The organism is Chlorogloeopsis sp. ULAP02, from assembly GCF_038404745.2.
Lineage (GTDB): Bacteria > Cyanobacteriota > Cyanobacteriia > Cyanobacteriales > Nostocaceae > Chlorogloeopsis.
The window spans coordinates 43,085-68,844 of record NZ_JAYKTT020000053.1 but is presented as its reverse complement, the minus strand read 5'-3'; the positions used below and the strand labels follow the sequence as shown (position 1 = coordinate 68,844).

General features: G+C 43.4%; 18 protein-coding genes and 1 tRNA gene. 7 read left to right on the top strand and 12 right to left on the bottom strand.

Going from position 1 to position 25,760, the window contains the following annotated elements; all coding sequences use genetic code 11:
- Positions 1 to 105: 105 nt before the first annotated feature.
- The 3 genes from U2718_RS18385 (at position 106) to U2718_RS18375 (ending at position 3,678) form a co-directional block, all read left to right on the top strand.
- Complete coding sequence (locus U2718_RS18385) at positions 106 to 828, top strand: hypothetical protein (protein ID WP_342000083.1); 723 nt, start codon at positions 106 to 108, stop codon at positions 826 to 828.
- A gap of 1,514 nt (positions 829 to 2,342) precedes the next feature.
- Positions 2,343 to 3,059 (top strand): carbonic anhydrase, encoded by a 717-nt coding sequence (locus tag U2718_RS18380; RefSeq protein ID WP_342000081.1) that lies wholly within the window; start codon positions 2,343 to 2,345, stop codon positions 3,057 to 3,059.
- A gap of 121 nt (positions 3,060 to 3,180) precedes the next feature.
- Complete coding sequence (locus U2718_RS18375) at positions 3,181 to 3,678, top strand: pentapeptide repeat-containing protein (protein ID WP_342000079.1); 498 nt, start codon at positions 3,181 to 3,183, stop codon at positions 3,676 to 3,678.
- Positions 3,679 to 3,937: 259 nt separating this feature from the next.
- Here U2718_RS18375 and U2718_RS18370 read toward each other — a convergent pair.
- Positions 3,938 to 4,011, bottom strand: a tRNA-Arg gene (locus U2718_RS18370).
- A 483-nt stretch (positions 4,012 to 4,494) separates the two neighbouring features.
- Here U2718_RS18370 and U2718_RS18365 point away from each other — a divergent pair.
- Positions 4,495 to 5,721, top strand: a complete 1,227-nt coding sequence (locus U2718_RS18365; protein ID WP_342000078.1) for a phosphatase PAP2 family protein — start codon at positions 4,495 to 4,497, stop codon at positions 5,719 to 5,721.
- 75 nt (positions 5,722 to 5,796) lie between these two features.
- Entirely contained in the window at positions 5,797 to 5,958 is a 162-nt protein-coding gene (locus tag U2718_RS18360) for a hypothetical protein (RefSeq protein ID WP_342000076.1), read from the top strand.
- A 6-nt stretch (positions 5,959 to 5,964) separates the two neighbouring features.
- Here U2718_RS18360 and U2718_RS18355 read toward each other — a convergent pair whose 3' ends face one another.
- Positions 5,965 to 7,155 (bottom strand): murein hydrolase activator EnvC family protein, encoded by a 1,191-nt coding sequence (locus U2718_RS18355; RefSeq protein WP_342000074.1) that lies wholly within the window; start codon positions 7,153 to 7,155, stop codon positions 5,965 to 5,967.
- Between the two features lie 566 nt (positions 7,156 to 7,721).
- On the opposite strand from U2718_RS18355, the gene thrS reads away from it, so the two are divergent.
- Positions 7,722 to 8,918, top strand: a complete 1,197-nt coding sequence (gene thrS / locus U2718_RS18350; RefSeq protein WP_342000073.1) for a threonine--tRNA ligase — start codon at positions 7,722 to 7,724, stop codon at positions 8,916 to 8,918.
- Positions 8,919 to 9,104: 186 nt separating this feature from the next.
- Positions 9,105 to 9,419, top strand: a complete 315-nt coding sequence (locus U2718_RS18345; protein WP_342000071.1) for a hypothetical protein — start codon at positions 9,105 to 9,107, stop codon at positions 9,417 to 9,419.
- 13 nt (positions 9,420 to 9,432) lie between these two features.
- Here U2718_RS18345 and trmFO read toward each other — a convergent pair whose 3' ends face one another.
- The 10 genes from trmFO to trpB form a co-directional block, all read right to left on the bottom strand.
- Positions 9,433 to 10,755, bottom strand: a complete 1,323-nt coding sequence (gene trmFO / locus U2718_RS18340; RefSeq protein ID WP_342000070.1) for an FADH(2)-oxidizing methylenetetrahydrofolate--tRNA-(uracil(54)-C(5))-methyltransferase TrmFO — start codon at positions 10,753 to 10,755, stop codon at positions 9,433 to 9,435.
- 336 nt (positions 10,756 to 11,091) lie between these two features.
- Positions 11,092 to 12,285, bottom strand: coding sequence for an MFS transporter (locus U2718_RS18335; protein ID WP_342000068.1), 1,194 nt, complete (start codon positions 12,283 to 12,285; stop codon positions 11,092 to 11,094).
- Between the two features lie 364 nt (positions 12,286 to 12,649).
- A complete protein-coding gene (locus tag U2718_RS18330; protein ID WP_342000067.1) occupies positions 12,650 to 13,906 on the bottom strand; it encodes a cytochrome P450 in 1,257 nt (418 codons plus the stop codon).
- 260 nt (positions 13,907 to 14,166) lie between these two features.
- Positions 14,167 to 15,426, bottom strand: coding sequence for a cytochrome P450 (locus U2718_RS18325; protein ID WP_342000065.1), 1,260 nt, complete (start codon positions 15,424 to 15,426; stop codon positions 14,167 to 14,169).
- Between the two features lie 113 nt (positions 15,427 to 15,539).
- Positions 15,540 to 16,247, bottom strand: a complete 708-nt coding sequence (locus U2718_RS18320; protein ID WP_342000251.1) for a glutathione S-transferase family protein — start codon at positions 16,245 to 16,247, stop codon at positions 15,540 to 15,542.
- A gap of 55 nt (positions 16,248 to 16,302) precedes the next feature.
- Complete coding sequence (locus U2718_RS18315; protein ID WP_342000063.1) at positions 16,303 to 17,910, bottom strand: FAD-dependent monooxygenase; 1,608 nt, start codon at positions 17,908 to 17,910, stop codon at positions 16,303 to 16,305.
- 158 nt (positions 17,911 to 18,068) lie between these two features.
- Complete coding sequence (locus U2718_RS18310) at positions 18,069 to 21,593, bottom strand: ferritin-like domain-containing protein (RefSeq protein WP_342000061.1); 3,525 nt, start codon at positions 21,591 to 21,593, stop codon at positions 18,069 to 18,071.
- Positions 21,594 to 21,654: 61 nt separating this feature from the next.
- Complete coding sequence (locus U2718_RS18305) at positions 21,655 to 23,172, bottom strand: NAD(P)/FAD-dependent oxidoreductase (RefSeq protein WP_342000059.1); 1,518 nt, start codon at positions 23,170 to 23,172, stop codon at positions 21,655 to 21,657.
- Between the two features lie 83 nt (positions 23,173 to 23,255).
- Positions 23,256 to 24,356 carry an anthranilate phosphoribosyltransferase gene (gene trpD / locus U2718_RS18300; protein WP_342000056.1) on the bottom strand — a complete coding sequence of 367 codons (1,101 nt, stop codon included), beginning with the start codon at positions 24,354 to 24,356 and terminating at the stop codon, positions 23,256 to 23,258.
- Between the two features lie 143 nt (positions 24,357 to 24,499).
- Positions 24,500 to 25,753: a tryptophan synthase subunit beta gene (gene trpB / locus U2718_RS18295; protein WP_342000054.1), complete on the bottom strand. Its 1,254-nt coding sequence runs from the start codon at positions 25,751 to 25,753 to the stop codon at positions 24,500 to 24,502.
- Positions 25,754 to 25,760 lie beyond the last annotated feature (7 nt).

Genomic DNA, 25,760 nt, shown 5'->3' with positions numbered 1-25,760 from the left:
AATTTTTATTAAGAATATCATCTCCAAAGCGTAATTCAATTCCTATACCATTAACTTGATTGAGATATAATACTGAAAAACTATCTTCACAGGGATTGGGAAGCTGTGCGTGATGATTTAAAAGGCTTAGAAATTAGTCAAAGCGAACTCCAATTATTGACTAATTTACCTGTCAATAATGAGATGACGAATATTATTCATCCTCTGAAAATATTTATCAGAGATTGGATTACAAAAGCTCAAGGGCCAGAAGGTGCAACAGTAGTTTTTATTGGAACAGCCGTCTTTGTCTTAAGCTATGTTATATTTGATGTTTTTGTTGGCAGAAATTTTGCAAATTTGACAAACTTACCTTCATGGATGATATTAATCATATTTTGCTTTTTTAGTGGTTCTATCATTCAGCTTTCACTATATGTAATCTGGAAACAAAAACTTAGGATAATTGAAGAGAATATGACGCATTCACTCAATATTCTCTTAAATGATGTGAATAGATATAATTCAGTTGTTAAAGCTATTGATATTAATGATCAAATAGAAGATGCTGGGAACTATGGAGTAGAAATTAAAGAAAGAAGTAAAGTTATTGAAGCACTACAACTCACTAGATTAGATCTAATTAGAGCTTTAAAAACAGAAAGAATTTTAAGAGAAAATAAAAAATTTATTATTAAAAATACCGAATTATTTACAAATAATTTAGCGGCTTTAACAGCAATGCAAGTCACTGAACAAGCTAGTGAGCATGGCAGGCTGTTAAATGAAGCTTTACAAATCGCATTAGATGTACAACACGAAATGAGGCGGCTAGAGAGTCAACATTAAGTGTATCACTTCTGCAAAGAATAACTTTTGTTGCTGTTTTTCGTGCTTTTATAGTAGCAAAAATTATATATACAATTAGAAATATTACTTAGAAATACCTCTACTAAAAAACAATTTTGCATTGTTTGCTACCTAAATCTAAGCTACATTCTATTAAATGGCAGTAGCGCTTGGAATCAGCACTCATTGAAAAATATCAAACAAAAAGACTTTGATTGTAACAATAACAACACTAGTAACGATAAATATCGCAATGATTACTAGAAAAACATTTTGGCTTTCAGTCATTCTTGCTTATATTATTGGAAATTTAATAATTCTTTAATGCAAAACGACTGGAAATTAAAAAATTACACTGCTCTTTGCATAGCAGGTAGCATAATTTACGATATGAGATGGTGTCTATTGAGAAATAGACGGTGAGTGTAAACTTTAGCTCTTGCTTTTTTTCAGTGTTTTATAAATAACTTGTTATAAAGTAGACACAAATTTCTTTAGAAGTCTTTTTGATATTTTTCTAATTCATGATTCTAATTTCCTGTTTGTCTTATTGTTCTCTGTAGATGGAATTGAAGAACCATAGATCGTTAGGGAGCATCTATGATTAAGGATGACGATCGCGGTAGCGGCAGATTTAATCGCTAAAAAGCTAAATAACACGCCATCTAGATACCCATGATAGCGGGGCTGTTGCTTGAGTACACGCCTGATCCAAGAGGATTTGGAATTAACCTGAGGGAGAATTCTCTGCCCACATCAGTGAAGATTTTGGTTTTCAATCCTCATCCATGAACAAATGTACTTACATAGCAATGGAATTTGATTTTTTGGCATTTTGGCAACTTTCCGGATTGAAGCAAAAGTACTATAGATGAACAATCCGTTCTTGCACAGAACATAGAGAATTAGAAAAGTCTCCTCCCCTGTTTAACAGCAGGGGTCTTTTATTATGCAGAATTATGTACATAAACTGCTGTGAAGTGGTTCATATACTATTGACCTCATTTAAACCTAATTTGAAAGCGCTAAAGGCAATACATATATAAAAAACTGCCATGTAACTTGATCCCATAGGTTTTGGCATTTTGGCAAGTCTATCGGTTTAAGAGTGAGTATCGTAGGTAAATCAAGTGCAAGAGTGTCAAAACACTAACTTCCCCGGCGATTTGTCGGGGATTTTTATTTAAGACTGCCTTTAAGGAGATCAAAGTTACGATGGCAAATGCTCAGACTTTATGCCCAAGCGATCACAATCTTTAGGGAGCACTATGTAATTGTTTAGTGAAGAATATCACATTTTTTTGGAATGTTGTGTACGCATTTCATAACTTACCACTTGGTATTAAAAATCCATAATATAAAAAACTATAGATTTAAGTATATGACTACCATAGGTTTATTAACATTATTGTCTAAATACAAATTTTAATGGCTCGATATTAAGTCATATTTACTAGCTATCTCGAACATGAGTAAGCAAAATAAATTAGGATCATGAGTGTCTGGACTTATTAATGAAATATCACAAGATTGAAGAACTCCTCGCAAATAATCAGTCTTGGGTAGCGGAAAAACTAGCTGAAAACCCCACTTACTTTGAAGATTTGGCTAGAGGACAAAAGCCACCGTTTCTCTACATAGGTTGTTCTGACAGTCGCCTGCCGTTGACAAATTTCACTCGCACAGAACCGGGAGAATTATTTGTACATCGCAATATTGCCAATCAAGTTTCTCTAACGGATATTAACTTGTTAGCAGTACTAGAGTACGCGGTTTTCCATCTGGAGGTTCAACATATAATTATTTGCGGTCATTACGGTTGTGGTGGAATTAAGGCGGCATTACAAGGAAGAACAATTGGCCTTATTGATAACTGGGTGAATCCGATTCGAGAATTGTATTTACAGAAACAAGACGAAATAGATGTCTTGCCTACACCAGAAGAACGTTTGAACCGCCTGGCAGAATTGAATGTCTTGGCACAGGTGAAAAATATATACCAAACTTCTATCATGCGGAAAGCAATGCACGAGCAGAAAGCACCTACAGTACATGGTTGGGTTTTGGATATACACACTGGTTTGATTAAAGACTTGAACGTCTTAACTGAGCAATGGCACTTTTATCCGTCTTGCTTGCTTACTGAAATACCTGTAATAAATATGGCAAAAGTCAAACCTACAGATAATGTGGCTGGTTGTTGCTGCCATGAAGCATTAGAAATACGCTAGACAGAAACAGTAAAGTTTTTGGATGGGGCGATCGCAATCACTTAATACTCAACACTACTGACGCTCATCGTGCGGTTTAATAATTAATGGTATGAGTGTTGAGATTTATTAAGTTGGCATTATGAAATTTTGGCGAGTATTAGCTAGCTTTGTCTTAGCTACTATGCTGCTTTTGTTTCCCCTATCCGCAGAAGCAGCAAATTCTTCGAGCATGAATCGTGTTGCAGGCTATAAAGAATTGTCCAATCAGGATTTCTCTAATCAAACCTTAATAGGAGAGGAATTTTCTAAAGTCAAATTAGAAAAAGCAAATTTTAGTAATGCTGATTTACGAGGTGCTGTTTTTAATGGTGCATGGTTACATGATGCAAACCTGCATGGCGCTGATTTGACAAACGGCATAGCTTACTTAGTTGATTTTCAGGGTGCAGATTTAAGTGATGCTATTTTTACAGACGCAATGATGTTGTATTCTACTTTTGATAATGTTGATATCACAGGTGCCGATTTCACCAATGCAGTTTTAGATGGCTCAGAACTGAAAAAACTGTGTGCCAAGGCAAGCGGTGTCAATTCTAAAACAGGTGTTTCCACTCGTGAGTCTTTAGAATGTGATTGATACGTCTAATGTGAACTAGCCGACTCACCTGAGTCTCAGCAAATAATTAGGCGATCGCGAACACAGAGGAACACAGATGTACACGGATAATATATCTGTGTACATCTGTGTCCATCGGTGGTCGATTTCTAAAATATGATTTTTGCTTGCGGTTTACTTCACATCAGACGTAATTAAGATAAATTTTTACCCTTAGCCCTCTGCGCAACCGGAAAAATTAATTAGCTAACACTGATAAACCATATATTAAGTTAAAAAACGAGCGCGGAGGGATTCGAACCCCCGACCTACAGAACCGGAATCTGACGCTCTAATCCACTGAGCTACGCGCCCTTGTACTGTTTATTTATATGAGCTTAACAGAGAAATTGTAGCATATGAAAACTGGATGGTAAGATTTCGCTGTTATCTAGATATCAAATTTCAGTTACTTAAAAACAGCACCACGGGCGGCGTATCAGCCGCTACGAATGAAACAAACAAATCAAATCCTCTTTCCTTTTGCCTACCAACGGATACGCCGTACCTACGCTCTTGCGCGTAGCGACTTCTGTTCCCCGTAGGGGTTTGGTGCAGGGTAAGTAGCTGCTTTGCATCTACCGCATCTACCGCGTCTACTGCCCCCTGCCTCCTGCTTTATTTCCTAGCAGTTTAGCGATCGCCTAAGCATCGTTCAAGTGACTGCGATAGGATTTAAATATTGCTCCGAACGCGCTGCTAGCAGGTTGCCGTTATGAGAGCTTTTCAGTTCTTAAAAATCCTTTGAGGGTGATTCTGTACTCCCAAATCACAACAAAAATCGGCTTAACTAGAAAAATGGGTACTCATCTCGATCAACTTCCTAATGACACTCCTTTTGTTCAACCATTACACACTGCTGTTAAAGGAAGAGCTAGATATAAAGTAAATGGGCTTTATGGCTCTCAAACTCTCAAAAAATACCTAGAATCGAGATTGTCACAGGAAGAAACAATCGCAGAAGTTTGTGCCAATCATTTCACTGGAAATGTTCTTGTAATTTTCAATTCACTTCAAAGCCCGAATGCGATCGCCTCGCTCATTCAAGATGCTGTCTTAGATTACAGGATACAAGGTAGAAAATCACCTGTAAGAACAACTTCGCTCCAGAAAGTGTTAGACGAAGCCAAAAATTTACAAATCCAAGAAAGACATAATATTTTTATCCAAAAATTTAAATCGCCATCAGTAGCCCTACTTACAGCCGCTGCTGGGCTATCAATTGCTACTGGTGGAATAACTAGTGCTGTAGTAATTACTGGCATTGCGATCGCCAATGTAGCCATTGGTTATGCCAAAAGCCAAATGGTTGACTCAGCCGTCGTAGCCCAAACACCTACCCAGAGAAAAGTAAAAGCAGGCAGACAACTTGCAATCTTATCTGGGGTGATTTCTAGCCTAGCCTTTGGCACCTTAATAATGCATATATTTGGTCTTGATGCAGTGATTTTACTAGCAATTCAAAAGCTGCACACGCCACTTCTCGATCGCATTATGCTTGGCATTACTTCTCTTGGCAATCCACCAGTTTTGCTGTTAATTTGTTCAGGGTTGGCAATTGGGCCGTTGTTTTATAAACGTCATAGGGAAGCAAGTAGCTTAGGTATAGCTGCCGTTGGTGTGCTCGGCTTAAATTATTGGTTGAAAGTACTGTTTAGTAGAGCACGCCCAGCACTGTGGGAGTGGATTATTCATGTAGGACATCACAGCTTTCCGAGCGGACACGCAATGGGATCGATGGTGATTTACGGCTTTTTAGCTTATGTGCTGGCAAAGCAATTTCCACAATGGCGCAGACAAATTTTTGCCTCAATGACTGTCTTAATTATTGTGATCGGTTTTAGTCGGCTGTATCTGGGTGTACACTGGCCTACTGATGTAGCAGCTGGCTATGCCGCAGGCTTAGTGTGGTTAATTGCCTGCATTCTCGGTATGGAACTGTGGCAAAAATATCACTTGTTGGGTGGAGCTTCCCAAGAAGAGGCGATCGCGCCATCAAATCAGACGTATTTTTTACCTGCTTAGAACTTACCCACGAACCACGGAAGAATAAAACCACTCCAGACACAGGGAGCGCGGAGGAATAAGAGTTGATGAGTTATGCCCAGAGTTGATAGAGACGAATTGCTCAGAAGGTATGCTACCGGAGAACGAAACTTTGCTGGAATTCAATTGGGTGAAGATTTGGATGGCATTGATTTGAGTGGTGCCGATTTGAAATGTTTCTCTGTTTACCCCTACACCCCACACCCTACCCCATAGTTTTAGTCATCGAAGGTAAGCCATTGGATCTACTGGTGTCCCATTTTTCCTGACTTCAAAGTGGAGATGAGGGCCAGTAGATAAACCCGTGGAACCAACCGTGGCGATCGCTTGCTCACGCTGTACTGATTGCCCTTCTGTAACATACAATTCGCTACTATGCCCGTAAAGAGTAGTGATGCCGTTACCGTGGTTGATAATCACTGCTCTGCCATAACCACCATACCAGCCAGCAAAAATTACAGTTCCAGAATCCGCGGCTCGAATTGTGCTGCCGTAGCTAGCGGCAAAATCTAAACCGGCATGAAAGCGGCGATAACCAAGTATAGGATGGATTCGCCAACCAAAGGGGCTGCTAGTGGGAGCATTACTAGGATATGCAAATATTCCAGTTCCTTGAATAAAGTTTTTCTGGCTGTTTGTTTTGGCTGCGGCGGCTGCTATCTTTTGTTGAATTAAAGCTGCTATTGCTTGTGAATCTTTCTCTAATTGCGTTTGTGCTGCTTCTAATGCCAAGCGATCGCTATTGAGACGCTGCATTAATTCCTGTTGTAATCCTGCTTGGGCTTGAGTATCGGCTTGTTGGGCTAGTAATTGTTGTTGAATTAAAGCAATTTGATTTTTTTGCTGTTCTACTTCGCTTCTTTGCTGATTGATTTGGTTAGCTTGTGCTGCGAGCTTTACTAAAATTTTTTGATCTGCCTGATAAATTAATTTCAAAGAACGACGGCGGCTGATAAAGTCACCAACGTTTTGACTTTGCAGCAAAACTGCCCATCCCTGATTAGTTGGAGAGCGTTGCAGAAAGCGCAGTCGGGCAACGGTTGCTGCTTGTTGTTCGTAGTAAGAAACTTCTGCTGCTGCTAATTTAGCTTGTAGCTGTAGCAGATATTCTGTTGCTAGTTTTAGCTGTAACTGGCTATTTTGAATTTGGCTGTTGGTAGCTTTTAGGTTTTGCTGCAAGCCGTTTAACCGCTCTTTTACAACTTGTTGTAAATTGGTTAGGCGATCGCGCTCTTTTTTAATACTTTGACGCTGTTGGTCGATTTGTTGCTTTTGCTGTTGTAGTCCCTTAATTGCATCAGGCTTTGCAGTTAGTGCTGGTAGTTCTGAGCATAACGTTAAGCATAGGATGACACAAAATACAACACATAAATAGCAAAAAGTTCTCTTTTTTCCTAGAAATAGCACTCTCATGTTGTTAGATTGAGCAAGGTGATCGCTCAAAACATCATGAGTAGTTTTCCCAAAATTCGATTCACTTATTTCAATCCCTCGTTGAAATTAAACTGCATATACCAGAACACATGAAAAAAGTTTCTTCCTTAGTCCCTAGCCTCTAGCTCCTAGCCCCTATTTTTATCAGAAATTTGTTTAAATGGATTTGTATTAGGTAATATCCACTTTTAAAAAGCTTTCAACTAGCAATGCAAGTCAACGTGTGTCTAACAACGATTACCACTACCACCCAAACCACCAATTCGGGAGGGTTGTGAGGCGATCGCGTTGATTTAAAATTCGACAGCACCGCATTTACCCTCCAGGCATTGCCCAGGAGGGTTTTGAGTTTTTACGGCAACACCAATTAGGAGCAAACAAATGTCGATTTGTTGGTTTATTTACCTCACTACCACAACTACCACCACAATCGCGCCTGGAGGGACGTGAGGATAGTTGCTGCCTTGCAATTTAAACTCAACAACCCCTCTAGGTTTGCTCTAGAGGGGTTTTTTTATATCAAACAATTCACAGGAGATACAACAATGTCCGATCATAGAGAACTAGCAAAAGCAATGGATTTATTTCACTTTGAAGAACATAGTCCGGGAATGGTATTTTGGCATCCGATCGGGCTTCAGCTCTTCCGGCTGATTGAAGATTTTATGCGACGGGTTTACCAAGCTCACGGTTTTGAGGAAGTGCGATCGCCTTTAGCATTGAGTCGGGCACTTTGGGAGCGATCGGGGCACTGGGAAAAGTTCCGTAAAAATATGTTTTTCGTGGGGAGTTTTGATGCTGATGCAGAACCGGATTATGCATTAAAACCAATGTCGTGTCCAGCACACATTGATATATTTAAATTTCACAAGCGGAGTTATCGGGAAATGCCGATGCGATTGATGGAATTCGGCATCGCCCATCGCAACGAACCGTCTGGAACGCTATCCGGCTGTATGCGCCTGCGCCAATTTGTGCAGGATGATGCTCATATTTTTTGCCGAGAAGCCGATATTCGAGATGAAATTGGCAATTTTCTTAGGATGGTTAAGCAGGTTTATGCAGCATTTGGATATAATAACTTTTCCATTCGCATTGCTCTACGTCCAGAGCAACGTCTTGGCTCAGATGAACTGTGGGATCGGGCTGAATCTGCTTTGATTGAAGCAGTTCAATCGCTGGATTATGCCTACGAGTTAGCGCCTGGTGAAGGATCTTTCTACAGTCCCAAAATTGAAATCAGTATGCAAGATCATCTGGGAAGATTGTGGCAGTGTGGCACGATTCAAGTTGATTTTAACCTGCCTCAACTTTTTGAGTTGTCCTTTGTTAATCACCAAGGAGATTTAGAGCAGGTAGTTATACTACACCAAGCAATTCTAGGTTCTTTGGAACGCTGGATTAGCATTTTGTTGGAAAATCACAATGGAGTTTTACCACTTTGGGTTGCTCCCGTGCAAATTGCCGTTGCTTCAGTTTCCGAAAAGTCGGCAGATTGGGCAGAAGTGATTTTCAAAAGGCTAAAACAGATTGGAGCTAGAGTGGAACTCGATGTAGGCGATCGCACGATTGCCAAAAAAATTCGAGAACTGTCTGCATGCAAGATTCCACTTATTGCTATTGTTGGTGAAAAAGAAGCGATGAATCAGTCTCTCAACTTGCGTCGTCTAGGGATTGCCGGGCAGCAAGAAATTCAGCTTGCTCACCTAGAAGCAGAGTTAGCCAACTTGAATTGGAAATAGGGGCTAGGGACTAGTCTCCACCAAATTAATTTTGACCAGTCACAGGTGGTCAGCTCCCCGACTTTTCAAAAAAGTTGGGGAGCTATAATCTCTCATAATTTTATCCACAATTTGTTCGCTATATACTAATGCAAAAGTTTAGCTATGTCAGCATTAAATTTAGACATATCACCTGATTGAGGTTGTATGAATATAGGCAGAGCTATTCTTCTAATTGCTTTGGTTTTTCCAGGCTTGATGGTAGTAGGAACATCGATTTACGCATATAACGCTGATTATGCAGCAATGGAAAGAACCGAAAGATATATAGAAAGGCTAGCCAGGCAAAGAAGAGGTGATAGTAGGCAGCTAGATTTAGCCTACCATCGGAGTACGGTTCACCGCATCAATGCATTTACTAATGGCACTTGGGGATTTCTTGGCGGTATTGTCGCTGCCATTGGCATACATGGGTTAGCAATTACTAGAGACGATTACACTCAAGATCAACGCAAGTCATAAGCCTTTACTCAGCTTAAGACAAATGTTGATCTGCCTTCCAAGTTGCTAAGTCAGCAAGAGCGCGATCGCGGTAACGTCCATAACGCTGTTGTTTATTTTTGATTTTTTCTCCCAGTTCTGGCAAAATCCCAAAGTTAGGCGGCATAGGTTGAAAATGCTTGGGTGAAGCTGAACTGATAAATTCAAATAATGCCCCCATCATTGTTGTTGGCGGTAGAATCAAGGGTTCTTTACCTAAAGCTAGCCGTGCAGCGTTTGTGCCAGCTAAGTAGCCACCAGCAGCGGCGGCAGTGTAGCCTTCAGTACCAATTAACTGCCCAGCGCCCAACAATGTAGGACGGTTTTTAAATTGCAAGCTAGGCAGCATCAGCTGCGGAGCATTAATAAAAGTGTTGCGGTGCATCACCCCTAGCCGCACAAATTCAGCATTTTCTAAACCCGGAATCAACTGAAAGACGCGCTTTTGCTCACCCCAACGCAGGTTAGTTTGGAATCCAACCATGTTCCAAAGTTGACCTGCTTTGTCTTCTTGCCGCAACTGCACGACGGCATAAGGGCGTTCATCCGTGCGACTATCGGACAAACCAACTGGTTTGAGAGGCCCATAACGCATGGTATCTTCTCCTCGTCGTGCCAGTTCTTCTATCGGCAAACAAGCTTCAAAAAACTTTGCAGTTTCTCGCTCAAAATCCTTTAATTCCGTTTGTTCAGCAGCACAAAGTTCTTGCCAAAATCGTAAATACTGCTCTTTATTCATCGGGCAGTTTAAATAGGCAGCTTCGCCTTTGTCGTAGCGAGACGCAAGAAAAGCAATATCACGATTAATTGTTTCTCCAACCACAATCGGGCTAGCAGCATCAAAAAAGCTTAAGTATTCCATCCCCGTGAAGCGGCGCAAATCTTCTGCTAAATCAGGACTGGTAAGAGGGCCGGTTGCCAAAACTACAATTTCTTCCGAAATAGTACGTACCTCATCTCGACACAATTCAATTAACGGATGCCCAGACAAAGTTTCTGTCAAATCTTGACCAAATTGTCCCCGATCCACAGCTAGTGCTCCTCCGGCGGGAACCGCGTGTTCATCGGCTTTGGCAATCACAATAGAACCGAGTTGACGCAATTCTTCATGTAAAAGTCCCGCAGCGCGATCGCTACTAGCTGCACCAAAGGAGTTGCTGCATACCAATTCTGCCAGGTGTTCTGTATGATGGGCAGGGCTAAAACGTTTGGGGCGCATCTCATACAGTATTACAGGCACTCCCGCCTGGGCTATCTGCCACGCTGCTTCTGTTCCAGCCAGTCCACCTCCAATAACTTTTATAGGTTGTCGTTCCATAATTGAATACTCAATTTAACTTTCTTTACTTAAACTAGCTTGTTTGAGAAGACTTATTTTTTATTTGAGCATTTTTGTTAATTCTTTGTGTCGTAACGACAGCTAGTTTTGGAGTCGCAAACGCATACAGTAAGTTCGCGATCGCTCACTAAAATGTGCTGTTAGCCGAAATCATGCAATCCGAATCAACGTAGATTTTACAGTACGAGGATGCTGCGATCGCCAAACACTCAGTAAACATTCCATTAATACGTAGCGAATTCTCTTGAAAAAAGACTCTGCGTACCTCTGCGTTTAAAAACACTACAATTTGAGCGTCATTAAAGTGAGAAACTTCTACTGTTTGGAAGTCAGAAGAGTGTTGAAAACTATAAAAGAGGCAAAAGAAAAAACAGCGCTAGCATAAAAGACTGCTTGTGTTCCCCAAATTGCATCAACAATACTTCCTAACAAAGGGCCAAGTGTTTGTCCCCACGACTGAATTGTTGAATTCACCGCCATAAAACCAGCTCTAGATTCTTGAGCAGAAAGCATTGCTAACAGAGTTTGAGTAGATGGAAATGCAATACCTTGAGCTGCACCAAGAAAAAAAATCGGAATTAACAGCAACCAAATGTTATGAACTGAAGGGATAATCAATAATCCTAAACCAGATAGAAGGAAAGAGATTTTAATAAGTTGTACTTGCGATAAATACCGTAATAATAAATTCAACCGGGAAGCAGTTATAGCAAGAGACAAGGATAGACTCGTCAGGGTGATACCTATTAATAGTTCAGAAGCACCAAGTTGTTTTCCTGCAAAAATTGGAATGTAAGTTAAGCAGGCTCCTACTTGCACCATGAACAGAGACATCACTGCAAATAAAAGTCCAATTACCTGACGATTGTTAATACTGCCCCAAGTATTTTTCAAATAGGGTTTGAGTTGGAAATTTTGTGCAGGATGTTCCTGTTGTGGCAGCTTTAGTGTTGTTAACACCATCAGTGCCAATGGAATAGCAAATAACGATACTAAAAATGGAAATCGCCAACTAAAAGAAGCTAATAAACCACCAATGAGAGGAAAAATTGCTGAACTAATTCCATTCAAACTAGCAACAAATGCCATTACAGAGTTTAATTTTTCCCCTTTATAACTATCGCTGATGATAGTGAGTTGTAGAGACTCTAAACTAGCAGTACCAATACCTTGTATCAATCGCCATTCTGCAAGACTACGAAAATTAGGGGCAAGACCACTGAAAGCTCCGCCTAGTGCAAATACTAGCAGCGAAGGAACAAGTACCTGCTTTCTACCAAAACTATCAGCTAAAACCCCAAATATAGGAGTTACAATTGCACCTGGAAATTGAAATAGTGTCGATACTAGTGAAACTTGGTCACTGGAAACATTGAAATTATTTGCTATGCTTGGCAGTGCAGGACTATAAATAGTTCCACCGATAATTGCTATCAGCGTCAAGCAAATAATGATGTAAAAATTCTTGTCTTGATTACCATTGCTGGCTTGTTTAGTTTTTTTTATCATGGCAGAGCTACTCATCTGCTTGCTTCATTATTATATATTTCATTTAATATAAATTCTGTTATCTATTGATACTGAATACTCGTATTTTTGGTATTTAAAAACAAAATTTATCCAAGCCCTTTTTATGAACCATTTTTATGAAAAAATATAGATTTGGATGGATTTAGAAATAAAGATAGCCTCTTAATTACTTAGACTATTTTGCTATCAATATTATTTTATAGTCAATATGATGTCAAAAATAAAGCTGAAAAATTTATTATTTGATTTTCAGCTTTTTCTCGTTACCATGTTGAACATGGTAACGAGATTTTGAGTCTAATTTTCAGCCTTTTTAATATCAATAATTTTCAGAAAACTTCAATCAAGTGACATCCCATTCCACATAGAGGTTTGTAAAACTACGGTTCATCAATGCTGGGATATAAGTTAGTTGTTGATTTGAGCTAAGTCTTAAATTTGGTAACCTCGAAGACAATACTTCTAGAGCAATCCGCCCTTCTCGACGGGCTAAGTTTGAACCAATACAATGATGAACCCCATGACCAAATGCAAGATGGTTAGCAGTTGTCTGTTTAAAGCGTTCAATCTCAAAACTATCCGCATTACCGTACTGATTTTCATCTCGGTTGGCAGAACCATACATCAAAAAGAGCCGAGTACCTTGGGGCAGTGTAACTCCTGCTAAGGAAACCTCTTCGGTAGTAGTACGAATCATCGCTGGAACAGGAGCATCGTACCTTAGTACCTCTTCTATAGCAGCAGGAATAAGTGAGGGAATATCACATATTGCTTCCCACAACTGAGGCTGTTCGAGCAAAAGTTTAATGGCACTGGCAATGAGATGGCTAGTAGTTTTATGTCCAGCAAGTATTAATCCACATAAAATAATGACCTGCTCGTTCAGACTCAAGTCAGAATCTTGGATATTACTTATTAAGTCATTTTGAGGAGCTTTTCGCCGTTCTTCGATTAAACCCGCAACGGCGTGCTGCATCGCTACAAAGCTGCGAGCACACTCTAGCTGTTTTTCTGGTGTCAGCTGCGACGACAACAAAGCTGTCATATCAAGGCACCACTTTTTGATGTTTGCCATCATCTCTAGAGGTACACCGTACATGGTGAGGATCACCCCAAGCGGTAACGGATAAGTAAATTGGGAAATAATATCGACTTGTCCGTCATTGATAAAATTGTCTACTAGCCTATTAGCAATAGCACGAATAGAATCTTCCAACGCTTGCAGCCGTTCTGGTGCAAATACTTTCATGAAAGGAGCACGTAAGCGTTTGTGAAGATCGCCATCGCTGTTAACTAAGTCAGCAACAAAGGGAAAGCCCTGTCTGAGGACTCCAATCACCTCTGGTGTAAACTGAACAATAGGTTTGAGGTTTTCGGCGGAAGAATATCGAGCTGGATCTTTTAATATCGTGAGGACATCGTTGTAGCAGGTGACAACGTAGCCGTTTAATATTGGGCTGTAGAATAACGGCTCCTCATTTCTAGCCCGTTTAAAGAATGAATAGGGATCGTCAAGTTGTGGTTGAAGGAAGGGCTGGAACTCCTGTCCAAGATGGGGACAAGTTTTTTTATCAGCTTGTATCGAATCCTGTCCAATCATTTTTTCTATTCCTTGTAAATTAGTAAACTTTTTGGGCAGCAATTTTTGTAGGGTGGGCACTGTCTAATTTTTCTCAAACCCTTATTTTTACGTTGTGGATAGTGCCCACCTTACGGTTCTTAGGCAGCAGTAACGAAAAATAAACCACAAAGAACACAAAGGACACAAAGCAATTTTTGTAGGGTGGGCACTGTCTAATTTTTCTCAAACCCTTATTTTTACGTTGTGGATAGTGCCCACCTTACGGTTTTAGGACTTACTTATGATGCGTTTACCATAGCCTTCCTAAAAGCAACGTGCAGATGTTTTGGCCCGTGGAACACGATATTGTTTGCCCATTCAACCTTTTCATCTAGCAGGTGCAGTTCGGGTAAACGGTTAAGCAAGACATTCAAAGCAATAGCCGCCTCGGCACGTGCCAATGCAGCACCAAGGCAGAAGTGAATGCCACTACCAAAGCCGCAGTGCTTGCAGTCCTGACGTTGGATATCAAGGAAATCTGGGTTGACAAAGCGTGCAGGATCTCGGTTAGCAGAGCCAAGTACTAACCCTACGCTGTCACCACGTCGGATGAGTTTACCGCCAATCTCAACGTCTGCAAAAGCCCAGCGCGTCACCATTTGCACGGGGCTGTCGTAACGTATGAGTTCTTCTACTGCTCCGGTAATGAGTTCTGGGTGAGAGCGCAACAAATTGAGCGCATCCGGATTGCGAAGCAACGCTAGTGTTCCTTTGGCAATCAGGTTAATTGTGGTTTCATGACCAGCTGTCAGAAGATGGATGCATGTAGCGAGGACTTCTTCATCGTTGAGTTTATTGCCCTCGTCTTGAGCCTTGACTAGTGCAGTGATTAGATCCTGGCGTGGTTCGGTGTGCCGTTGAGCGATCGCCTGTTTAAAGTAGTCGATAAATCCCCAAGTAGCCTGCTCGGCTTGAGCGTAAACCTCTGGTAAGGGAGTCAGGCGGGAGGCGCTGGCGTGCTGTAAAGCTAGCGCCCATTCACGGAACGTTGGGCGATCGCTCGCATCCACTCCTAACATAGTAGCGATGACCATGACTGGCAGAGGAAAGGCAAAATCTTCAACTAAGTCCATTTCGCTACGGGCTTGAACCCGATCCAGTAAACTATCAGCAATGTTAAAGATAGCTGGACGGATGTTTTCAAGCATCCTGGGGGAAAAGACTTTGTTGACTAGCGATCGCAACCGCGTGTGATCGGGTGGATCTCGAAAAACCATCCAGTTGCCAACCATCGACCGAAATCCCTTATAGGCAGCTGGCACTGGTGCACCTTCACCGTCATCTCGGACTTTTGAAGCTTCACGACCGAATTTAGGACTTTCCAGCACCTGCATTACATCTTCATAACGAAACAGATACCAAGCACCAGGCAACCGGGGATTAGAAGCGACTCCCCAATGAATCGGATCTTCCTCTCTGTAGCGTCGGTAGAATTTGTAGGGATCTTCAATGACTTCAGATATAAATGGATTTAGTCTTTCAATCGTCGAAATTGTCATTATTAATATCCAATTAGGGTTTAGTTTTCTCTTTTAGGGGATCGGGGAGCGGGAAGAAGAGGACGCGAGGACGCAAAGACAACAAGACGCGGAGATTGATGTGTAGCAAAATTTTAGAGAATTGGTATTAGTCCCTCATAAATTGGTGCTTCTTCTAAAGGTGGCAATTCTAACGGATATCGCAGTGCAGAGAGCATCCGTGTCATTTGCTCGCGTCCAGATCGCTGAACCCGCATTACAGAAGGTCTCGACTCCAAACGCCTGACATAATCTATTAAGGCTGGCAGATGTTTGTAGCTATAAACTATCCGCAAGTAGGTGAGGGTTGGGGCAGCAGCGCAGTCTGCTAGGGAGAACTCTTCACCTGCTAGCCAAGTGCGCCCTTGCAGCCGCTCTTCCAAAAGAGTGCACCCCGTCTCTAACAGCCGCTTTGCTTTAACGACGCCTTTGCCATCCCGTTCCTCAACCGGGCGTTGGGTGTTGGCAAATAGTACCTCACGTCCACCGTTTATATATATATCGATCACTCGCTCCAGTAAGCGAACCTTTAAAGCAAGTTCTGGATCTTTGGGAATGAGGCGAGGTTCGTTTTGACAGTACTGTTCGAGGTATTCAATGATGATGGCAGCCTCAATAATTACCTGACCTCGATCAGTTACAAGCGTTGGAATTTTGCCAAAGGGATTAACTTGGATGTAACGCGATCGCGCTTCGGAATTGAAAAGATTTACTTCGATGGGTGTAAAATTTATACCCTTTTCGTAGAGAGCGATGAGAACTCGCTGGGAGTAGGATGAGGCAGGAGCGTAGTAGAATTTCATGTTAGTCATTAGTCATTAGTTATTAGTCATTAGTCAAAGGACAAATGACTCAAATTCAGAAATAGCCTCGAACACGGTCAATTACTGTGGTTGGATCGCCAGGCAAGCGATCGCCTCTCCAAGCTACGTGTCCGTCAGGACGTACTAAGACATAGGCACGCTCGTAGAGGTTGGCAATTTCAGGATTATTGATTTGTATGTTTGTAAAAGGTACAAATCTTTGCTGACAAGCTTTCTCGAAGTTTTCGACTCCTTGCTGCCCTTGGAAGCACATCAACACAAAACTGTGACCGAATAAATCTAATGTGGACTTCCCAGGCTCTAACCAAGCGTGGGGCGCCCGACAGCCTGGATAGCTACTTTGCGTCCACTGATGAGGATCGTTGATGGGTGGTGGACAGTCGTCAGGAATAATAGCAGGCGACTCGTAGCGGAAACCGAAGTGAATTCCTGGTGCTTCAAACTCCCGTCGCACATCACCGCGCTCCATGTTTGCAGCCATCTGCTTGCGTGCTTGTTCACCTGCGTCAGAGTCGTCCATAATCTCTGGAGACAAGGTGCGCTTGAGGGTGCGTTGCAAATTGACGTTGGCTTCTTCCATATTTCGCACCGCAATGGGACGCCGCTCAGTTTCATAGCTATCAAGTAGGTTAGAACCCCCCCAACCTTTAAGAACAGCCGCCAACTTCCAACCCAGATCAACTGCATCAGCGATGCCAGTGTTCATACCGAAACCACCGGAAGGCGAGAGAGTGTGAGCAGAATCGCCAACAAAAAATATGCGATCGCTACGGTAATGTTCGGCGACTCGGTGGGTAAGATGCCACTGAAGGCTAGAAAGAATTTCTATCGGCGTATCAATTCCAAGCGCCTCTTCAACCGCTTCTTGAGGATCGCGCATTTCGCCGTCTTCCTGTGGAACTGCTGTCAAACGATACAACCCCTTACCGTCAATTGAGCGGAGGGGATACCGCAATCTCTTGGGGTTAACCATATAAAATACTAAGGCTTTACGCGAACCCAGAATTTCCGGTAACTCTGGTGCTTGGAAAAGAATATTCTGAAATATTCGTGTGGGGTGATATGCCGGAGCATCAACGCCACATTCCTTACGGATTGGACTTTTAGCACCGTCGCAAGCTACTAAGTATTTGGCGTGAATTGTCTCTGTATTTTCACTATCAAGATAAGTTACTTGAGCAACAACACCATCATCTTTCTGCTCAAAGTTCTCTAAACGGCAGCGCAGGCGCACCGGGCCATAAGGATATTCACCCAGGTTACGTACTAACAAAGGTATAAGCCAGTGGTGAGGACAGGGATGCTCTGGTTCTGGTGTATAAACAGGTAAAGGTCTTTCGCCAGCAGACGGAAAATTAAGCCGAAAAATTTCGTGACCACCAACAGTTGTAACCCAGGCAATATCTAGGGGATGGTCGTAAGGCCAGCCAGCATCACGTAGTTGCTGGGCAATGCCCCATCTCCGACAGAGTTCCATTGAGCGTGGCCCAACAGTACCTACTTTAGGGTGAGTAATTACCCCATCTGACTCCTCAACGAGGATACAATCAATACCCTGGTAGCGTAGTTCCAGCGCCATCGCCAAACCGACAGGGCCGCCGCCGACAATTATGACATCTGTTTCAATAATGTTATTATTCATACGCATTTCTGTGGATAGTGGTTAGTAGTTAGTAGGGGCGGGTTTATGTAGATATTTCGTTATCTTGAGAGATTACTAATAAAACCCACCCGTACAGTGATTGGTCAAGTGTTGTTAGTTATTAATCAAATGACAAAGGGCTAATGACTAATGACTAATTAATGAAGTAAGCGCTGAGGATTGTTGGCAAAATCTTCAAAGAATTTTGTGTAGAAATCGAACATCTCATAAACGGTGCTGTGAATTGCCTCACATTCCCTAGCTCTACGGGCTAAACTTTCAAATCGACGGGCGATCGCTTCACAGGCAACTTCTGGTGTAGAGATATACATTGGCATAGTGATCTCGAAAGTTGGCCCTGCTGTCTTGCCGCGCTTACCGGAAGGCATACTCACAAGCAGTTCACCTAGAGGGCGCATCATGCCTGTCATCACATCAATGGCAGCGTTCATGATTTTTGAGCGTCTGAGACTAGCGGTGGGCGTTAACCCAAAGTGCTGCACCATCAGTTGCATCATAATGAAGTAACACTCATCGAAAATTTGCATCACAGCACGAGTTTCAGGAATAGTAACGACGCTGCTATTGCCATCCCGATAATGGAGTGTGGGGTTACGCAATGCAGGGTAAGCGGGGTTCCACGGAATCAGAGTGCCTGTGGGAGTGATATGCTGTTGGGCTAGCGCCTCAGCCAGATGTCGAAATTGTTGAAAGTGGGATTGCTCGAATTTGGGTGAGTTGGGGTTGCATCCCTCTCCCTGCTCAACGATAAAATCTATGGCAAACAGGGCGCTTTCCACATCGTCAACCTGCAACTGATAGTCTGGGTGGACTTTGTTAAAGTCTTCACGCAAAAACAAGTGATGTTCGCCCCCGACACGACCCTTTTTCACCACAAATAGATCTGGGATATTTTTAATTGCTTGGCGAATTTGCCGATATAACTCACTTAAAGAGCCATAGCCGTGCAGGCGATCGGCTGTTGGATCGCTGTGTTCGGTATCGTTAGCAAGGTCTTTCTCTAGAAAATCAGGCCATTCAAAGCGCATGAACCGCTGTATAGTTGTGGCAGTGAACGGTTCGAGCGCAAAATCCACTTCAATGGGGAAGCGTCGATTTAGCTCGCTAAAGTTAGGTACTGCCGGATAAAAAGGCTCACCCATAGCCATGAGGATATTGTTGACCATCAAAAAGTGGATCATTTCCTCATGGGAAACTTCCAGCAACACTCCTCGCATCCCGTAATTGCGCACTTCCTCGCCGTTACCACAAGCTAGGTATAATTGTTCTTGCGTCCACAAACCACGACTTACGTATTCTTGTCCGGTGACGTAGTTGGGGATCGAGTAAGCCGCATAGATGTATTGCAGCATCACTGCTACTTCCAATTCTGCGGCATGACGCAGGGCAACAACCAATTCATCGCGAGTTTGAATGGTGCGTTGAGTGCGTTTTGGCACAGGTTCAGAATCAGGGACATAGCCCACTTGCTGCTGATTGTGCAGGAACTTACGTAGGAGCATTGCTTTTGGTTGGGAAAGGTCTCGTGTTGGCGGCATATAATATGTCTTGCCGCGATTGTTGGGGTCAGACATCTGCCACATTAAGCGGGCGTAGGTTTCTACCTTGCAGCGATCAGCGAGGCTAAAAACTTCTGCTTTCATGAAGGAGAAGCATAGCTCGTAGTAAGCCAAGATGTGTTCGTAAATTAAGTTGAAGTCTACTGCCTCATCCGCAACTTCCTCCAAGTACCAGTCGTTGGTTAAAACTCTTACAGCAAAGGAACCAGCACCAGACCAGAAGCCAAGCAAATCATCCTTATCGTAGGCGAGAATTGCTTGATCGAGGTGGTTAGGGTCACAGGGTAGTTCGTCGGGTTGAGCCGACAGTAGCACCCGTGTAGTTCCTGATTGGACACCGTGTAGAGTTATCCATCCACGCCCCTCACAGTTGGTTGAAACTACGCACGTAGGGGCAAAGCCGTTAATTTCCTCTCGCTTGCCCCCTTTGAAATGGACGATGTTCAGTTCAGAACTGGGGGGGAAGTGGAAAGTTTGGCCAAAGTTAGCGGTGTCTCGTTCAAATTCGTAGCGTAGCTGAGGCAGCCCTCTGGGATTGTAGAACTGTTGCAGATAGACAGTCTCGACTGCTGCTGGACGCCCTCGGACAAATGAGCGTATCTCTATTTCTTCTGTGTAATCTTGACCGCGCTTCCAGTCAGGAAACTCCAAAAATAGACAAGCATTATCTACCTGGAGATTGATTTCTTTTTCCTGAATCAGAATTTGCCCTTGTTCGTCTATTATGCACAAACCCTGCTGTTCAATTTCATCACGCAGATTTTCAAAGGGTTCTGCTAGCGGTATGTCTACAATGCCGCTAGTGAGTTGATGTGCCTCTTTTTGGTAAACTTCTGTGGGAATTCGTGCCACTAGACGTTGGCTTTTGACTGTACGTAATTCCAACTCACCCAGGTCAAGTTTAGAAGCGATCGCATGAGTTGGCCCCGGCCCTGCTTTTACCGCCCGCCCCACACACGGCACTGCTGTAACCATATTCAGGCTGACACCTTGGTGAGTAACCTGGACAGTAAGGTTAGATAGCGCTTTTTCTTCCCTACCTTCGGAAGCCGCTCCGCGTCTACTGCCATCTGCCGGTTGGTGAGCGAAGTCGAACCACTGCCCTTTGACTTCTTTCTTAGGTGTCATACCGTTTCTTTGTGAAGCCGCGCCAAATTTTCTCCATACCTCCTCTCTTTGTGTACTTTGTGTCCTTTGTGGTTCGTTTTTCTTTCTTGCGCGCAGCGCATCTTCATACAGAATTGGTATCAACAATCGCCCGTGAGGATAAGTACTCATTTCACCCTCACACCACAAACCGATACTTCCATGCAGTTCCCAGAAGGTTGGCGAATCGGGTTGCAGTGGGGTTGACATATTGCTCAAGCCAAACTGCACAACCAGTCCCAACACATCGTCACGATTCATTGCCTCGCGTAACAACGATACGGTTGGTGAAAGTGTAGTCTCTTCACCCCACAGCAAATCTTTGGCTACTTTAGAGATAGTGAACTGATGTACAGCCGCACGCTGAAACTCACTGTTAAGGCAGTGTGCAGGCAATTCGCGAATATAGTTGAAATTCTGCCAGCGGGCAGGTTGCATCCCTTCTACAGGAGCCGAGAGCATATTTGGGACTTCATGGGAGTTGCCTTGTCGCCCAAAGCTTAACTGTCCCACCATAATTGTGGTCGTCCAATTGGATGCAGGATCGCAATCAAAGATGCGGGCACGATTGAAGGTAGTTCCCAGATATTCGTTGTAGTGACCCCACATATCAACGCTGCGTCCCACTACTGGATCTTTTTGGTCAATTTCTCCAAACTCACGTTGGGTGCTGACAATTTTTGCGTCAATGGCAAAGTGACCATTACCCCCAAAATCCCATCCCATAGCCATGCTAAAAGGGCCATTCTCATCCCATTCCCCTGCGGCATTAAACCTTGGCCCCAATTTATATAAATATTCGTGGAACTCTGACAATGAACGGCGGTGGTCGAAGCGAACACCGTTCATATAAACAGTATTGCTACCTAGATCCACTAGACCATTTTTCTGTCCTGTGGGCGCATGGATACGGGCAAAACCCTGGAAATGTAAACGGGGAAAATCCAAGATGCTCATAGCTTTTAAATCAGGGGACTGGGGACTGGGGACTGGGGACAGGAAAACCGTAACCTCTCACCTATGCCCCGTAACCTACTAAAGTAGGAGCATTGACTTTTTCGACAGACACCGATGGGGTTGGAGTCGTAGATTTAGTAGCAGGCTTGGAGGCGGCAATATCGTATACTGCTTCTATGGATGACTCGATCGCACCCTGAAGCCAAGCTGGAAATCTGGAACAATGCTCGCCAGCAAAGAAGAGTTTATTCTGGGGTCTGGCAGCCTCTAGGTAATGGATGTGGTGGTTAGATTCACTGGTAATGTCACCGCCCCAAGGAATAGAGCATCCACCAGCGCTCCACTTGTAGTTACCCCAGGCGATCGTTGCCATGTCTACAACCATACCGGGTGTTTCAATTTCAGGGTGAAGCTTGCTCGCGGCATTTTTCACAAAGGCGTAACGCTCTTGTTCGGACATCATGCCCAAGTGATCTGCATCGTCACCGATGGTGTAACTAGCCAGCAGCGTGCTACCACTAGCAGGATTACACTCAACCGAAGGATAGTAGATTTGGCGGATGCCTTCGTCGTTGAATGAGGCACCACCTTTAATTCCGGCTTTTTGCCAGAAAGGCTCAGTGCAGTGAAACAGAACCTTGGTTGCTGGACAGTAAAAAGTGTTGTGGACAGAGGCAAGTTTATCATCGTCAAACCCACCTAACTCCATCTGACGCACTATAGAAAAGGGGATTGTACACACTACGTAATCACAATGACGTGTACGCAACTGCCCTTCCTCTAAGTAAGACACTTTCACATGGTCTTCATGTACGTGCAGACCGACTATCTTCTGGTTAAACTTAATCGGAGCTTTCACTGCTGCAGCGAGATGGGTGATTAGCTGATCCATCCCCCCTTTTAGTTGCAGTAAATCGTGGCTTGTCTCAACCAGGATATCACTCAGGAACATATCGAGTGCTTTACTGCACCGCGCCCGCAAGCTTGGGTTTGCCTTGATAAAACTATGGAGGTCTATAGTTTGACTATCATCGTTAAAATATGGCTCTAAATCTAACCTCTCTAACTCGTCCATCAATTTTGAAGAGAGGTCGCACTCTAGACTGTAGCGCAGATTGCCAGGAGAAATCACATCCACAATTGTCTTGAACCAAGCTGCAAACAGCTTAGTTTTTTCACTGTAGCGCGTGTCAGAGAAAATACTTGGATAACGTTTTTGAAATATCTGAGGTGCATCCTTCATGCGGAAGACTTTTCCTTGGATACTCATCAGAGCATTTTGCTCCTCAAAGACTGTGACAAACTTGCAGAGCTTGTCAGCCAGCCCCATTTCATGTATGTAGTGTAGAACATGCTTATGTTCGCTGGGGATACGCATTGCCCCAAGTTCCCCGTAAGCAGCATTAAAGCCATCTGTGAAGCGATGAGTCCAGACTCGACCCCCAATGCGCGAGCTTCCTTCCATAATATCCACTTGATGGCCTAAACGCTCAAGCTCATAGGCTGCTACCAGACCTGCAATGCCAGCACCCAAGATGGTCACGCGTTTGCCTTCGTGGCGATTCGCCAGCTTGCACATATTAAGCATTCTTTTAATATCCATTGGCAAAATACTCCGAATTCTCTGGCAAAATAGCGAATCACTGTTGCATTTCTACTTTTCTACTGAAGAAATTGAGCAAGCTGTTCCAACTTTTTCCAGGCAAGCCCACTGTGAAGAATTTCTCTGGCAAGAACAACAGCTTTAGCAAAAGTATCAAAATAATCACTAGACTTCGGTACTGTTTCGCCGACATAGAGCGCTAAAGCCGTATTTAATACCACTACATCTTGTTGTGCTTGAGTACCTTTGCCTTGCAAGACTGCCTTGAGAATTTCCACATTTTCTCGGACATCTCCACCTCGTAGTTCACTAGTTGGAGTTGGGTTGAAACCTAGATACTGAGGATCTAATTCCAGCAGGTGCATTTTTTGATTTGTCACTACAGCCAAGTCAGTTTTATCTGCCAAACCTGCTTCGTCTAATTTCTCGCGCCCGTGAAGTACGATCGCCCGACGAATTCCCAGTTGATGTAAAACTTGAGCAAAAGTCTCAACCACTGCCGGATTGTTAACACCAACAACCTGTCCTGTTGGGCGCAAAGGGTTGATTAAAGGGCCAAGTAAGTTAAAAATGGTTCGTACTTTCAGTGCTTTTCGCAGTGGTGCGATCGCCTTCAAGGCTGGATGCCAATCTGGTGCAAACAAAAAAGTAATGCCAACTTCTTCAACCGCTTCTTGAGTTTTCTTGGTGCTGGCCTTCAAATTTAAACCCAAAGCTTCCAATACATCAGCCGAGCCAGTTTTACCCGATGCCGAACGATTGCCATGCTTGGCAACTTTTACCCCAGCTGCGGCGGTGACAAAGGCAACAGCTGTAGAAATATTAAATGTTGAAGCTCCATCTCCGCCAGTACCGCAAGTATCAACGAGTGATGAATTCCCAACCACGCGATCACGCAAGGTGGCTTTTAAGGATTGAGAGTATAGAACCTTGACCATACCCAGCAATTCTTCAGCAGATACTCCCTTGCACTGAATCGCTGCTAAAATCGCACCTGACATTACAGGAGGAATAGCTTCTGCCAACCAACCGTACATTAAGTCGGAAGCTTGGGAAACCGAAAGTGATTGACGGTCTAGTAATTGCTGCAATATTGCAGACCAATTAGGGGAGTCGTTGTTTAAGGAATTTGTTTCAACACCGATAGTTACTGTAACCATAAGATTGGGGATCGGGTACTGGTGATTGGGTACTGGGTATTAGGGATTGGTGACTGGGCAATTAAATTTTGGATTTCGGATTTGCGATTTTGGATTAGAATTGAATCAAAAATCTAAAATCTAAAATTCCTAGTCCCCAGTCCCTAGTCCCTAGTCCCTATTCCTCTCGAAGCAACTGTTTGCACATCCTTGTCACCGCGCCCTGAACAGTTAATAACAATTCGGGGACTCTCGACCAGTTGTGGGCAAAGAGTTTCTAAATATGCGATCGCATGAGCAGTTTCTAATGCTGGAATAATTCCTTCTAGTTGCGAGAGGCGTTGAAATGCTTGTAGTGCTTGTTGGTCTGTCACACTATAATATTCAGCACGCCCAATTTCTTTGAGATAACTATGTTCAGGCCCAACTCCGGGATAATCTAGCCCTGCACTGATTGAGTGTGCCTCAACAATCTGACCATCTTCATCTTGGAGTATGTAACTCATGGCTCCATGCAATACCCCAACTCTTCCTTTTGTCAGAGTTGCTGCGTGCTTTTGGGTGTCAACACCTTCACCCGCAGCCTCAACACCAATCAGTCGCACAGAAGGTTCATCGACAAACTCATGAAACAGTCCGATCGCATTGGAACCACCACCCACACAAGCCAGGAGAATATCTGGTAGCCCTCCCCATTTTTCTTGTGCTTGAGCGCGAGTTTCCTCACCAATAACTGCGTGAAAGTCTCGTACTATCATTGGGTAGGGATGCGGCCCTGCAACCGAACCCAGGATGTAGTGAGTCGTTTCTACATTTGTCACCCAATCCCGAATTGCTTCAGAAGTTGCATCTTTGAGGGTTCCCGTTCCTGCTTCTACAGAGCGAACCTCTGCTCCCATCAAACGCATCCGAAATACATTTAGGGCTTGCCGTTCCATGTCATGGATGCCCATATAAATTACACACTGTAGACCAAAGCGAGCACATACTGTCGCAGTGGCAACACCGTGCTGGCCAGCTCCTGTTTCTGCAACAATGCGCTGTTTGCCCATACGCTTTGCTAACAGTACTTGCGCCAGAGCGTTGTTAATTTTGTGGGCGCCTGTATGGTTTAAGTCTTCACGTTTTAAGTAAATCTGCGGCCCTGTGCCATCAGTTCTAGCATAGCGAGCAGTTAAACGCTCGGCAAAGTAGAGTGGAGTAGGGCGTCCGACATAGTCCCGTAGCAGCGCCTGGAGTTCTTGCTGGAATTGTGAATCGATACGGTACTGCTTAAATGCAGATTCCAACTCAATCAGCGCTGAAATTAAAGTTTCGGGTACGTACTTACCGCCAAATTGACCAAATCTGCCATTTGCATCGGGTTGCTGACTGAGGAGTTGAGTTGCAGCTTCTATTGCTTGTGTATTTATTAACATTGAATTT

What these genes read in the sequence shown, in the direction of transcription:
- trpD (WP_342000056.1), bottom strand. Translation starts at nt 24,356, where the DNA reads ATGGTTACAGTAACTATCGGTGTTGAAACAAATTCCTTAAACAACGAC.
- U2718_RS18320 (WP_342000251.1), bottom strand. Translation starts at nt 16,247, where the DNA reads ATGAAATTCTACTACGCTCCTGCCTCATCCTACTCCCAGCGAGTTCTC.
- U2718_RS18325 (WP_342000065.1), bottom strand. Translation starts at nt 15,426, where the DNA reads ATGACAATTTCGACGATTGAAAGACTAAATCCATTTATATCTGAAGTC.
- U2718_RS18315 (WP_342000063.1), bottom strand. Translation starts at nt 17,910, where the DNA reads ATGAATAATAACATTATTGAAACAGATGTCATAATTGTCGGCGGCGGC.
- U2718_RS18380 (WP_342000081.1), top strand. Translation starts at nt 2,343, where the DNA reads ATGAAATATCACAAGATTGAAGAACTCCTCGCAAATAATCAGTCTTGG.
- trmFO (WP_342000070.1), bottom strand. Translation starts at nt 10,755, where the DNA reads ATGGAACGACAACCTATAAAAGTTATTGGAGGTGGACTGGCTGGAACA.
- U2718_RS18335 (WP_342000068.1), bottom strand. Translation starts at nt 12,285, where the DNA reads ATGATAAAAAAAACTAAACAAGCCAGCAATGGTAATCAAGACAAGAAT.
- U2718_RS18305 (WP_342000059.1), bottom strand. Translation starts at nt 23,172, where the DNA reads ATGTGCAAGCTGGCGAATCGCCACGAAGGCAAACGCGTGACCATCTTG.
- U2718_RS18375 (WP_342000079.1), top strand. Translation starts at nt 3,181, where the DNA reads ATGAAATTTTGGCGAGTATTAGCTAGCTTTGTCTTAGCTACTATGCTG.
- U2718_RS18365 (WP_342000078.1), top strand. Translation starts at nt 4,495, where the DNA reads ATGGGTACTCATCTCGATCAACTTCCTAATGACACTCCTTTTGTTCAA.
- U2718_RS18330 (WP_342000067.1), bottom strand. Translation starts at nt 13,906, where the DNA reads ATGATTGGACAGGATTCGATACAAGCTGATAAAAAAACTTGTCCCCAT.
- thrS (WP_342000073.1), top strand. Translation starts at nt 7,722, where the DNA reads ATGTCCGATCATAGAGAACTAGCAAAAGCAATGGATTTATTTCACTTT.
- U2718_RS18310 (WP_342000061.1), bottom strand. Translation starts at nt 21,593, where the DNA reads ATGAGCATCTTGGATTTTCCCCGTTTACATTTCCAGGGTTTTGCCCGT.
- trpB (WP_342000054.1), bottom strand. Translation starts at nt 25,753, where the DNA reads ATGTTAATAAATACACAAGCAATAGAAGCTGCAACTCAACTCCTCAGT.
- U2718_RS18360 (WP_342000076.1), top strand. Translation starts at nt 5,797, where the DNA reads ATGCCCAGAGTTGATAGAGACGAATTGCTCAGAAGGTATGCTACCGGA.
- U2718_RS18355 (WP_342000074.1), bottom strand. Translation starts at nt 7,155, where the DNA reads ATGAGAGTGCTATTTCTAGGAAAAAAGAGAACTTTTTGCTATTTATGT.
- U2718_RS18345 (WP_342000071.1), top strand. Translation starts at nt 9,105, where the DNA reads ATGAATATAGGCAGAGCTATTCTTCTAATTGCTTTGGTTTTTCCAGGC.